Annotated in this window: 10 protein-coding genes; 2 read left to right on the top strand and 8 right to left on the bottom strand. The window is 64.1% G+C overall.

Features of this window, described 5'->3' with window-relative positions:
- Window positions 1-209: 209 nt before the first annotated feature.
- From exaC to pedF, 6 genes are all read right to left on the bottom strand, one after another.
- Window positions 210-1,730: an acetaldehyde dehydrogenase ExaC gene (gene exaC, locus AC1M7R_RS24060; RefSeq protein WP_072391467.1), complete on the bottom strand. Its 1,521-nt coding sequence runs from the start codon at window positions 1,728-1,730 to the stop codon at window positions 210-212.
- A 268-nt stretch (window positions 1,731-1,998) separates the two neighbouring features.
- Window positions 1,999-3,774 carry a PQQ-dependent methanol/ethanol family dehydrogenase gene (locus AC1M7R_RS24055; RefSeq protein ID WP_072391466.1) on the bottom strand — a complete coding sequence of 592 codons (1,776 nt, stop codon included), beginning with the start codon at window positions 3,772-3,774 and terminating at the stop codon, window positions 1,999-2,001.
- Between the two features lie 194 nt (window positions 3,775-3,968).
- Window positions 3,969-4,898, bottom strand: a complete 930-nt coding sequence (locus AC1M7R_RS24050; protein ID WP_072391465.1) for a quinoprotein relay system zinc metallohydrolase 1 — start codon at window positions 4,896-4,898, stop codon at window positions 3,969-3,971.
- Between the two features lie 16 nt (window positions 4,899-4,914).
- Entirely contained in the window at window positions 4,915-5,685 is a 771-nt protein-coding gene (locus AC1M7R_RS24045) for a quinoprotein dehydrogenase-associated SoxYZ-like carrier (protein WP_072431033.1), read from the bottom strand.
- Between the two features lie 10 nt (window positions 5,686-5,695).
- Window positions 5,696-6,571, bottom strand: coding sequence for a substrate-binding periplasmic protein (locus AC1M7R_RS24040; RefSeq protein WP_072391463.1), 876 nt, complete (start codon window positions 6,569-6,571; stop codon window positions 5,696-5,698).
- A 5-nt stretch (window positions 6,572-6,576) separates the two neighbouring features.
- On the bottom strand, window positions 6,577-7,038 hold the full coding sequence (gene pedF / locus AC1M7R_RS24035; RefSeq protein WP_072391462.1) for a cytochrome c-550 PedF: 462 nt from the start codon (window positions 7,036-7,038) through the stop codon (window positions 6,577-6,579).
- 252 nt (window positions 7,039-7,290) lie between these two features.
- Here pedF and exaA point away from each other — a divergent pair, with 252 nt between their 5' ends.
- Window positions 7,291-9,165: a quinoprotein ethanol dehydrogenase gene (exaA, locus tag AC1M7R_RS24030; protein ID WP_072391461.1), complete on the top strand. Its 1,875-nt coding sequence runs from the start codon at window positions 7,291-7,293 to the stop codon at window positions 9,163-9,165.
- A 150-nt stretch (window positions 9,166-9,315) separates the two neighbouring features.
- Window positions 9,316-9,960 (top strand): pentapeptide repeat-containing protein, encoded by a 645-nt coding sequence (locus tag AC1M7R_RS24025; RefSeq protein WP_072391458.1) that lies wholly within the window; start codon window positions 9,316-9,318, stop codon window positions 9,958-9,960.
- 178 nt (window positions 9,961-10,138) lie between these two features.
- On the opposite strand, the gene AC1M7R_RS24020 is transcribed toward AC1M7R_RS24025, so the two are convergent.
- Window positions 10,139-10,777, bottom strand: a complete 639-nt coding sequence (locus tag AC1M7R_RS24020; RefSeq protein WP_072391455.1) for a response regulator — start codon at window positions 10,775-10,777, stop codon at window positions 10,139-10,141.
- Window positions 10,774-12,033: a sensor histidine kinase gene (locus AC1M7R_RS24015; protein ID WP_072458801.1), complete on the bottom strand. Its 1,260-nt coding sequence runs from the start codon at window positions 12,031-12,033 to the stop codon at window positions 10,774-10,776. The genes AC1M7R_RS24020 and AC1M7R_RS24015 overlap by 4 nt, the downstream gene beginning before the upstream one ends.
- Window positions 12,034-12,312 lie beyond the last annotated feature (279 nt).

Raw genomic sequence — 12,312 nt, 5'->3', positions numbered from 1 at the left:
GTCATTAAGGCATCCAGCGCCCCAGGCTCGAATGCTACTTTCGAAGCGGTGGATGGGGTGCGTTGGTATGGGGTGGATGACATGCCACTACCTAGCCCTTGTGGGAACGAGCTTGCTCGCGATGAAGTCGAGACATTCAACACGCAGGTTGACTGATCGGCCGCTATCGCGAGCAAGCTCGCTCCCACAGGTGCAGCTGTGCTATCGGGTTAGAAGAACCCCAGCGGATTGATGTCGTAGCTCACCAGCAGGTTCTTGGTCTGCTGGTAGTGGTCGAGCATCATCTTGTGGGTTTCACGGCCGACACCGGACTTCTTGTAGCCACCGAACGCGGCGTGGGCCGGGTACAGGTGGTAGCAGTTGGTCCAGACGCGCCCGGCCTTGATGGCCCGGCCCATGCGGTAGGCCCGGTTGATGTCGCGGGTCCACAGGCCGGCACCGAGGCCGAACTCGCTGTCGTTGGCGATCGCCAGGGCTTCGGCTTCGTCCTTGAAGGTGGTGATGCCCACCACCGGGCCGAAGATTTCTTCCTGGAACACGCGCATCTTGTTATGACCCTTGAGCAGGGTCGGCTGGATGTAGTAACCGCTCGACAGGTCGCCTTCCAGGCGCTCGGCCGCGCCGCCGGTGAGCAGCTCGGCGCCCTCTTCCCGGGCGATGTCCAGGTAGGAAAGGATCTTGTCGTATTGCTGCTGGGAGGCCTGGGCCCCCACCATGGTCTCGGTGTCCAGCGGGTTGCCGCGCTTGATCCTGGCGATTTTCTTCATGACTTCGGCCATGAACGGCGCGTAGATCGATTCCTGCACCAGGGCCCGGGATGGGCAGGTGCAGACTTCGCCCTGGTTGAAGAACGCCAGCACCAGACCTTCGGCGGCCTTTTCGATGAAGGCCGGCTCGGCCTGCATGATGTCTTCGAAGAAGATGTTCGGTGACTTGCCGCCCAGTTCCACGGTGGACGGGATGATGTTTTCGGCGGCGCATTTCATGATGTGCGAGCCCACCGGGGTGGAACCGGTGAAGGCGATCTTGGCGATACGCTTGCTGGTGGCCAGGGCCTCGCCCGCTTCGCGGCCGAAACCGTGGACGATATTCAACACACCGGCCGGCAGCAGGTCGGCGATCAGCTCGGCAAAAACCATGATGGACAGTGGCGTCTGCTCCGCCGGCTTGAGCACGATGCAGTTACCGGCGGCCAGGGCCGGCGCCAGTTTCCAGGCCGCCATCAGCAGCGGGAAATTCCACGGAATGATCTGCCCGACCACGCCCAGCGGTTCATGGAAATGGTAAGCGGTGGTCAACTCGTTGATTTCTGCCGCCCCGCCTTCCTGGGCGCGGATGCAGCCGGCGAAATAACGGAAATGATCGGCGGCCAGTGGCACGTCGGCGTTGAGGGTTTCGCGAACGGCCTTGCCGTTGTCCCAGGTTTCGCTGACCGCGAGGATCTCCAGGTTCTGCTCGATACGATCGGCGATCTTGAGCAGCACCAGGGCGCGGTCCTGGACAGAAGTCTTGCCCCACGCGTCGGCGGCCGCATGGGCGGCATCCAGGGCCTTGTCGATGTCGGCGGCACTGGAGCGTGGGAATTCGGCGATCACTTCGCCATTGACCGGCGAGGTGTTGGTGAAATATTCGCCATGGACCGGCGCGACGAATTCGCCGCCGATGAAATTGCCATAGCGCGGTTTGAAGGAAACGACGGCGCCTGGGGTTCCGGGTTGTGCATAGATCATGATTGGGCCTCTGCCTGGTCGATGCCTGTCACGGGACAGGCGATAGGCCGATGGTAGAGAGCCCCGGAAGCCGGACGAATGCGTCGTTGGCAGGGGGGGCTCTCGTTATTTGGTCGTAGGTTTTGCTGCGATCCGAGGATGAGCGGGGCTTCTTTGTGCGAGCGAGCTTGCTTGCGATGAGGTCGGCAGCTCCAGCATGGAGGGTGGCTGATCGACCGCTATCGCGAGCAAGCTCGCTCCCACAGGTTCTGCATTTACCAAGGTTGGCTCAGCGCTTGGCCACCAGGTCCTTCGGCAGCTTGAAGGTCCAGAGCATGCCGCCCTGGTTGAAGTCCTTCACCCGCTTGGCCACTTCGCCGCCCCACAGGGGAACCGCGCCGCCCCAACCGGAAACCACGGACACGTATTGCTCGCCGTCCATCTCCCAGGTGATGGGCGAGCCCAGCACACCGGAACCGGTCTGGAATTCCCAGACCTTTTCCCCGGTCTTGGCGTTGAAGGCCTGCAGGAAACCTTCAGGCGTACCGGTGAAGACCAGGTTGCCCTTGGTGGTCAGCACCCCGCCCCACAGTGGCGCGAAGTTCTTGTGGCGCCACACTTCCTTGCCGGTCTTGGGATCGATGGCACGCAGCACTCCGATATAGTCCTCGTTCAACGGCTTGATGGTGAAACCGGCGCCGAGGAAGGCCGCGCCTTTCTTGTAGGCGATGCCTTCGTTCCAGATGTCCATGCCCCACTCGTTGGACGGTACATAGAACAGCCCGGTGTCCTGGTTGTAGGCCATGGGCATCCAGTTCTTCGCGCCGAGGAAGGCCGGAGCGACGAACACCGAGCTGCCCTTCGCTTCACTGCCCGGCGCCCCCGGACGACTGGCCTCGTTGTAGATCGGCCGCCCGTCCTTGTCCAGGCCGCTGGCCCAGGTGATCTTGTCGACAAACGGGAAGCCACGGATGAACTTGCCGTTGGTGCGGTCCAGCACGTAGAAGAAGCCGTTGCGGTCGGCGGTGGCCGCGGCCTTGATGTCCTTGCCGCCTTCCTTGTAGTTGAACGAGATCAGCTCGTTGACGCCGTCATAGTCCCAGCCATCGTGAGGCGTGCTCTGGAAGTGCCATTTGATGCTGCCATCGTCCGGGTTCAGGGCCAGGCGCGACGAGGAATAGAGGTTGTCGCCAGGGCGCAGGTGGGAGTTCCACGGGGCCGGGTTACCGGTGCCGAACAGCAACAGGTTGGTTTCCGGGTCGTAGTAGCCGCCCAGCCAGGGCGCCGCGCCACCGGTCTTCCAGAGGTCGCCCGGCCAGGTCTTGCCGGCCTCGCCACCGGAAATGCCATTCTCGACCGCCTTGCCGTTCTTGTAGACGTAGCCCATGTGGCCTTCCACGGTCGGACGGGTCCACAGCAGTTCGCCGTTCTTCGGGTCGAAGGCGCTGATCTGGCCCACCACGCCGAACTCGCCACCGGCCACGCCGGTGATCAGCTTGCCATTGACGATCAGCGGAGCGGCGCTGATGGAGTAGCCTTCCTTGTGGTCGGCCACCTTCTTGCTCCACACCACCTTGCCGGTGTCCTTGTTCAGGGCCACGAGCTTGGCATCCAGGGTGCCGAAGAACACCAGGTCACCGTACAGGGCCACGCCACGGTTGATCACATCGCAGCAAGGGCGGATGTCGTCGGGCAGGCGCGCATCGTACTGCCACAGTTTCCGGCCGGTGCGGGCGTCCACTGCGAACACCCGCGAATAGGAACCGGTGAGGTACATCACCCCATCCTTGATCATCGGCTGGGCCTGCTGGCCGCGCTGCTTTTCGCCGCCGAAGGAGAACGCCCAGACCGGACGCAGGTCCTTGACGTTGTCGACATTGAGGGTATCGAGGGGACTGTAGCGCTGACCCTGGACGCCCAGGCCGTTGGTCACGACCTGCTGTGGGTTCTTGGGATCCTGGAGGATTTCCTGGTCGGTCACGGCGGCCAGGGCCGAACCGGACAGCAGCATGGCACTGAGCAGCAGGCTGATGGCGAAGGGTTGGCGACGTGCGGGATGAGTCATGACGGCTACCTCTGCGGTTATTGTTATATCCGGGAAATTTTCCCGGTCTGCCGCAGATTCTTGGGCCCGGCGGCGCCGCCAACAATTGCCCGCTGTGTTGAGTTTCCTAGTTCCTTGGTACATGTGGGGCCATTGCCTGTGCCCACAACTCCTGCGACGGGCCCCTCGCCACAGAGGGTTTGTTCAGCCGAGGGTCATCGAGCATCCACCCGCTTCATCCCCGCGCGCTCATAACGCGGATAAAGATGGCTGACACTGCGGATCAGCTCATAACGGGTCAGGCTGATCCCGGCGAATCGCTCGGGGATGGGGCTGCGGATCATCTCGGCCATGTCGTCGCCCCGGGCGGCGCCGTCGCGCATCAGTTGGTCGAGCCAGCCAAGGTAATCGCGCATCTGCGCAAAGGGCCGGAGGTCGCCTGCCACCGGACCATGGCCGGGCACCAGCAGTTTCCAGGGCAAGGCCTGCAAGGTGTCCAGGTCCTTGAGCCAGACCTCCAGCCCCGGGCTGTTGGGGGTGGTCAAGGCTCGCTCGTAGAACACCAGGTCGCCGGCGAACAATACGCCGGTGGTCTCGTCCAGGATCGCCAGGTCGGCCCCGGTGTGCCCGGCCAGTTGCAGAAGGCGCAGGGAATGATCGCCCACCACCAGCCTGCCGGGCTCCAGGACCTGGGTAGGCAATACCACCTCGGTACCGCGCATCCAGTCGCCTACCAACCGGTACATGTTCTCGGCCATCGCGTCGCCCTGCTGGCGCAATAGCTCCCCAGTCCCCGCCAGGGCGGCGATGGGCACGTCGGTGAACGCCTGGTTGCCCAGGACATGGTCGGGATGATGATGGGTCAGCAGTACGCGAATCACCGGTTTATCCGTGGTCGCCGCGATGGCCCGGCGAAAGGCCTCGCCATAACGCCTGGACGGCCCGGTGTCGATCACCACCACCCCCGCATCAGTCACGATGAAACCGGTGTTGACGATGTTGCCGCCATTGCCCTTGGCAAAATTCTCCGTACTGCCTTCCAGCAGCCAGGTGCCCTCGGCGATCCGCCGGGGCTGGAGGGTATAGTCTGCCCCGGCCCAGGCTGGCCCGTTCAGGCAGATGAAGATCAGCAGCAGCCAACGCATGGCGCGCTCCTTGTGGTCAGGGGATCGCCGCCTCGAACGTGTTGCCGCTGTTGTCGCGCAGCGACAGGCGGGTCTGTCCGGGGCCCTGGATGTCGAAGCCCAGGTTGGGGTTTTCGCTGACCGCCGGGAACAGTTCCAGGCGCGCCAGCACCCGGCCTTCGGCGTCCAGCAGTTGGGCCTGGTCGAGAAAGAATTCCGGGATGCCACTCACCAGGCCGTTGTCCATCGGGTGGGCCACCTGCAGGCGCAGGCGGCTGGTGTCGCCCCGGGGGTAGCGCGCCCCGAGCACTTCGCCCAGGTGTTCCTCCCACCCCGGCTGGGTCCGCACCACACTGGGCGCGGTGCAGCCGCCTCCGGCCGCGTCGATCAGGGTCGAGCCGACGTGCCACAGGCCGTCGCGGGTCTGTACGGCGGCCCGCAGTGGCGTGGCCTGTTCGATACGGATGCGAATCGACAACCAGGGCAGCACCCGCTCTCCCGGTTGGAAATCGACGATCTTCGGCAACGGGTTCAGCTCGGCCCAGGCCAGTATCCGAACCACGTCTGCGGCAAAAGCCCGCGCATCGATTTCCAGCGGTACCTGGCGCGCATCTTCGGCAAAGGGCGGCGCCAGCAGCCGGACCCGGTCATCGAACACGAACGGTGCGTCACCCAGCAATTGCTTGTGATAGAAGGCCCACATCACCGAGGGCACCGGATCCTTGCCGGGCTCGACCGCCGCCTGCGCCATCAACGACAGGCCGCACCACAGCAGGCAACACCCCAAGCGATAAGCAGGCCATTTCATCCTGGTGCTCCTATTGGTACATCTCGGGCACTTCGTAACGCAGGCCGTAATGGGCGTAGACAGCCTTGAGGCTGCCGTCGCGGATCAAGCCTTCCAGTGCTTCTTCCACCGCATAGGCCAACTGGCGATTGCTTTCATGCACCGCCATGCCGATTTCCCAACGCTGCTTGCCCATGTTCGGGTAGGCATTCTCGGCGAGGGCCAGCTGCGGGTCGCGCGCCTGGTGCACTTGCCAGTCCACCTCGCCGCGCATGGCCATGACGGCATCGACCTCCCCGGCGTGCATGGCCTTGAACGCCTGGCCGACACCAGGGTAATGGCGGGTCCTGGCGCTGAGCATGCCGTTGAATACCGAAGTCAGGTAGAACGACGGCACGCTGTCGACTTCGACGCCGATAGGGTGCTGCTGGAATACCGCGACGCTGCCCACCGAGTCCAGCCGACGGCGGTCATAAGCCACCTGCCAACACTCCTGCTGATAGGGTCCGAACATCACCACCTGGGCATTTTCCAACTCACCGACATCGTTACGCCTTTGCACGTAATCGTGATCGTAGGGCACCCGCATCATCAGGTCGGCCAATTGTCGGTCGTGGAGCGGGCTGCTGCGCCAGATGTAATCGCGCAGGTCGTCGTCGAGCTTCTCGCCGGGGGGCGCCCAGATCAGTTTCAGCCGCACACCCAGCGCCTTGGCCAGGGCCTGGGCCAGTTCCACATCGACGCCCCTGGGCTGGCCGTCGTCTTCGAAGCTGTAGGGCGCGAAGTCCTTGTAGACCGCCACCTTCAACTCCCCGGCGGCAATCATCTGGTCAAAGCTGCGCACCTGGGCCTGAACCGCCTGGGCACCCAGCAACACATAGCAGATTACCCAGGCGAACCAGCGCATGGCGGTCACTCCTCGACGTGCACGCTGTCGAGGTAGGTGCGCACCGCCCAGAGCGCTTCCTGGCTCAGGTAGTCGGCCATTTTCGGCATGTAGACCCGGCCATCGCGCACCGCACCGTGGCGCACGCGCTCGACGAACCACTCGTCACCGGCTTCGGCGGCGTCCAGCATGCGCAGGTCGGGTGCGATCCCGCCGGACTTGGCTTCCAGGCCATGGCACGCGGCACAGTTCTGGTTGTACGCCGAAGCGCCGATCTCCACGGCCTTTTCACGTTCGGGAGAATTGCGATAAGGGTTCTGCGAGGCCCAGCCATCGCCGTCCAATGGCAGGTTGGTGTCCTTGATCGGGGTCAGGCCCTTGGTTTCCACTGCCTGGGGCACTACGTTGCCATGGGCCCATGCGGAGCCTGCGCCGGTCAGCCCCATCAGCAATGCGGTAGCGATGATGGCGTTGCGTTTTGTTGTCATTGTTATGCCCTCTGGATTGCACGCCGACCTCTCTGCAGAGGCCGTGCCGTCATCTTAGGAACCGTGCCGCACCAGCCGAATGCTGCTTTGGTGGCCGGGTCCTAGTTCCTTGGTATCGGGTCATCCGACGCAGGTCGCAAAGACAGCCGGTTCAGGAAGTCTTCCCGGCAAGGGCGGGACTTTTTCCGTATCGGCCGGCCCCCGGCGCGACCGAACCTAGTCAGGCCAAAACCTCCACTGGGAACCGCCACCATGACAATAAGAACGCTACCCGCCCTCTCCCCCCTGACCGTGGCCTTGCACGCCTTGCTGCTGGCCGGCAGTCTCTCGTTGAGCCCCATGGCCAGCGCCGCCACGCCGGGAGTCAGCTGGGAGGACATCGCCAACGACCACCTGACCACCCGCGACGTGCTGCAATACGGCATGGGCACCAACGCCCAACGCTGGAGCCCGCTGGCCCAGGTCAATGACAAGAACGTCTTCAAGCTCACGCCCGCCTGGTCCTATTCGTTCGGCGACGAAAAGCAGCGCGGCCAGGAATCCCAGGCCATCGTCAGCGACGGCGTGGTGTACGTCACCGGCTCGTACTCGCGGGTGTTCGCCCTCGACGCCAAGACCGGCAAGCGTCTGTGGACCTACAACCACCGGCTGCCGGACAACATTCGTCCTTGCTGCGACGTGGTCAATCGCGGCGCAGCCATCTATGGCGACAAGATCTACTTCGGTACCCTGGATGCGCGGGTGGTCGCCCTGGACAAGAACACCGGCAAGGTGGTCTGGAACAAGAAGTTCGGTGATCACTCCGCCGGCTACACCATGACCGGCGCCCCGGTGCTGATCAAGGACAAGACCAGCGGCAAGGTGCTGCTGATCCACGGCAGTTCCGGCGATGAGTTCGGCGTGGTCGGGCAATTGTTCGCTCGCGATCCGGACACCGGCGAGGAAGTCTGGATGCGGCCCTTCGTCGAAGGCCACATGGGTCGCCTCAACGGCAAGGACAGCACGCCCACCGGCGATGTGAAGGCCCCATCCTGGCCAGACGACAAGACCACCGAAACCGGCAAGGTCGAGGCCTGGAGCCACGGCGGTGGCGCCCCGTGGCAGAGCGCCAGTTTCGACCCCGAGACCAACACCATCATCGTCGGCGCGGGCAACCCCGGCCCGTGGAACACCTGGGCCCGCACGGCCAAGGACGGCAACCCCCACGACTATGACAGCCTCTACACCTCCGGCCAGGTGGGCGTCGACCCGAGCACCGGCGAAGTGAAATGGTTCTACCAGCACACGCCCAACGATGCCTGGGATTTTTCCGGCAACAACGAGCTGGTGCTGTTCGACTACAAGGACAAGGACGGCAAGGTGATCAAGGCCACCGCCCATGCCGACCGCAACGGTTTCTTCTATGTCGTGGACCGCAACAACGGCAAGCTGCAGAACGCCTTCCCCTTCGTCGACAACATCACCTGGGCCAGCCACATCGACCTCAAGACCGGCCGGCCGGTGGAGAATCCCGGCCAGCGTCCGGCCAAGCCGTTGCCCGGCGAAACCAAGGGCAAGCCGGTGGAAGTCTCGCCGCCGTTCCTGGGCGGCAAGAACTGGAACCCCATGGCCTACAGCCAGGACACAGGACTGTTCTACGTCCCCGGCAACCAGTGGAAGGAGGAATACTGGACCGAGGAAGTGAACTACAAGAAAGGCTCGGCCTACCTGGGCATGGGGTTTCGCATCAAGCGCATGTATGACGATCACGTCGGCAGCCTGCGGGCGATGAACCCCACCACGGGCAAGGTGGTCTGGGAGCACAAGGAGCCGCTGCCGCTGTGGGCCGGCGTGCTCGCCACCAAGGGCAACCTGGTGTTCACCGGCACCGGCGACGGCTTCTTCAAGGCCTTCGATGCCAAGACCGGCAAGGAGCTGTGGAAATTCCAGACCGGCAGCGGCATCGTCTCCCCGCCCATCACCTGGGAGCAGGACGGTGAGCAGTACATCGGCGTGACTGTCGGTTATGGCGGCGCGGTGCCGTTGTGGGGCGGCGACATGGCCGAGCTGACCAAGCCGGTAGCCCAGGGCGGGTCGTTCTGGGTGTTCAAGATTCCGAGTTGGGACAAGGCGACGGCGCAGAAGTAGCCCGTCCCCACCTGAACTGCGATCGATATACCAACCCTCTGTGGGAGCGAGCCTGCTCGCGATAGCGCCGCGGCAGTCAACATTACTGCCAGCTCATGCTCCGCCATCGCGGGCTAGCTCGCTCCCACACCGCGCTGCGAGCTAGCCGCCATGAACTACCTGCCTCTTGTACTGCTGCTGATCGCGGCATGTACCAACGCCGACGACCTCGACACCCCGCTCACCCTCAACGGCTGCGTCATTGCCGAAGCCAGCCAATGCCCCGGCGCCAACCTGCGGGGCGCAAGACTGGCGAACCAGGACTTGCGCAAGATGAACCTCAGTGGTGCCGACCTGCGTGACGCCGACCTGCGGCACGCGCGCCTGGACCTGGCGAACCTTGAGAAAGCCCAGCTACAAGGCGCCAACCTGACCCGTGCCAGCCTGCAGCAGAGCAATCTGCGCCTGGCCGATTTCAGCGGCGCCACGCTCAAGGCGATCCAGGGATGGGGGCTGTTCGCCCAGGGTGCGCAGTTCCAGCGTGCCGACCTGACCGGCGCGTATCTTCAGTTCGCCCGCTTGTCCGGCGCTCGCCTGCACGATGCCAACCTGCAAGCCGCCGACCTGGAAATGGCCTGGCTGAGCAAGGCCGACCTCAAGGGCGCCGACCTGCGCGACGCCAATCTGCAGGAGGTCAAGCTGGGAGAAAGCAACCTGGAGCAGGCTGACCTGAGTGGGTCGCGTCAGCATTACGGGAATTTCCAGGACGCCAACATGCAGGGTTGCAAGGGATGCCCGCAATCCTGGGATCGATGAGAGCCCTTCGGCAAACACCTGTGGCAAGGGGATTTATCTCCGTTGGGCTGCGAAGCGGCCCCTGTTCGGTTAACTCGGCGAACCGACTGAAGAGGGACCGCTTCGCAGCCCAGCGGGGCGTTGCGACGTTCCGCCAAATCCCCTCACCACCGTTGACCGTCGCAGTGGAACCCGGGATTCATCCCGCCACCCGCACCACCCCCATATCAATCCCCAAGTGCACCAGCTCGGCATGCGAGCTGACCTGCAACTTGCTTTTGAGCAGCGTGAGATGGTTGGACACCGTCTTGGCGCTGATGCACAGCTGTTCGGCGATGGTGCGCGCAGGCGTGCCTTTGGCGAGCATGACAAAGATCTCCAGCTCTCGCTGGGTCATGCATTGCAGGCGCGGGTCGGCGTCATGCCGGGAGCTGGCGCAGGCCAGTTGTGTCGCCAGGGACTGTTCGATATAGGCATGGCCGGCCAATACCCGTCGCACCGCCTCCACCAGCACCTGGGGCGCCGAGTTCTTGGTCAGGTACCCCGAGGCGCCGGCATCCAGCGCCTGGCGTACCAATGGCAGTTCGTCATGCATGCTGAAAAACAGCACCCGCAGTTGCGGCAGGCGCTGACGCAGGCGCCGGGTGGTTTCCAGCCCGCTGATGCCAGGCAGGCCGAAGTCCATGATCACCAGATGCGGCACCTGCTCCTGCACCTGGCTCAACGCCTCTTCGCCGGTGGTCGCTTCCCGAACCTGCAGGTCCGGCATCAAGGCTCGCAGAAGGCTGGCGTAGCCCTGCCGGACCACCGCGTGATCATCCACCAACAAAATGTTCATCGTGCCTCCAGGGGAATATTCAAGGCCAGCGCCCAGCCGGCACCGGGCTGGCAGATGACCCGCAGCTCGCCGCCCAGGCTGCGGGCCCGTTCGCACATCGAATGCAGGCCGACACCCGGTCGGGGCGGCTGCTGTGCCCCTCGGCCGTTGTCCCGCACCAGCAGGCGCAAGCGGCCGGCACGCTGGCCCAGGCGGATCCTTACCCGGGTGGCATTGGCATGGCGGGCGACATTGGTCAGCGCTTCCTGCAACAGGCGATACAGGTGGGTCTTGTCCGAGCCGGACAATGCCGGCAAGGCCCCTTCGATGCGCAAATCACAGGCAATGCCATGGGTGTCGCGGCATTGCCGTGCCAGCAATTCGACGGCTTCTTCCAGCGGCAAGTGCTGCAGCACCACCGGATACAAGTCGTGCACCAAGGCCCGGAAGCCCTGTTGCAGGTGTTCGCAATCCGCTTCGAGCTGGCTGACGGTCTGCTCCAGCACGGTCGGCTGGCCGGTGACCAGGCGCAGCAGGCAGGCCCGGGCGCGGATGCCCGTCACATACTGGCCCAGGTCGTCGTGCAGCGCCTGGGCCAGATGCGTACGTTCCTGCTCCTGCACGGCCAGCAGTGCCTGGGTGAGCCGGGTGTTATCGGCCTGGGACTGGGCCAGGGCGGCGGTCATCCGATTGAAGTGCCCCGCCAGTTGCCGCGCCTCCGGTATGCCTTCGGCGGGCAAGTGCACATTCAGGTCGCCGTTGGACACCTGGCGCAACGCCCCCAGCAGTTGGTCGAGCATCGACATGACCCGGCGCACCGCCCAGCGAATCACCAACAGGCTGAGCAACAGGGCCATGGCGCAGACGCCCAGCAGTTGCACCAGTGAATCGAGGATTTCGTCGATTTCGTCCCGCGGATCGACAGCGATCCAGGCCCGCCGCCCATCACGCAGATCCACCACCTGCGGCGCCGGGCCATCGGCGAGCAGTCGATGGCCGAGCCAGGCCTGCAGCCCGCTGTCGGCACCTGCCGGAAATTCTTCCCCTGGTGTCAGCCAGCGTATCCGCACATGCCGCAGGCTGCCGGTCAGGCGTGTCTGCAGGCTGGCCGGGTCGCGCTCGGCGGTTTCCTTGAGGTAATGCACCACCGATTCGGCCGATTGCAGCTCGCGCTTCACATCGGTCATGGCCTGCTGCAGCGACAACAGGGAGCACGCCAGGGTCACCAGGGCGAAAAACACCGTGACCCAGAGATTGATGCGCCAGAGGGCCGACATGACTAGCGTTCCGCCCCGAAGTTGACACCCATACCCTGTGGGAGCGAGCTTGCTCGCGATGACGGCGGCACAGCCAATACCGAGGCCGACTGAACCACCGCTATCACGAGCAAGCTCACTCCCACAGGAGGGCCTGGGCGGTGACAGGCTTTGGGACGATCCACCCCGATCAGACTCAGGATCAGCAGAAACGGCAGCAGCAGGGCCTTTAAAATCCGCACGGTCTGTCCACTCCTGGTCGATGACGATTGCCTGCATCCTAAAACCCTGGCGGCGACG

The sequence above is a fragment of the Pseudomonas sp. MS01C9 genome (assembly GCF_058202755.1).
This window is presented reverse-complemented; position numbering and strand designations above follow the sequence as displayed.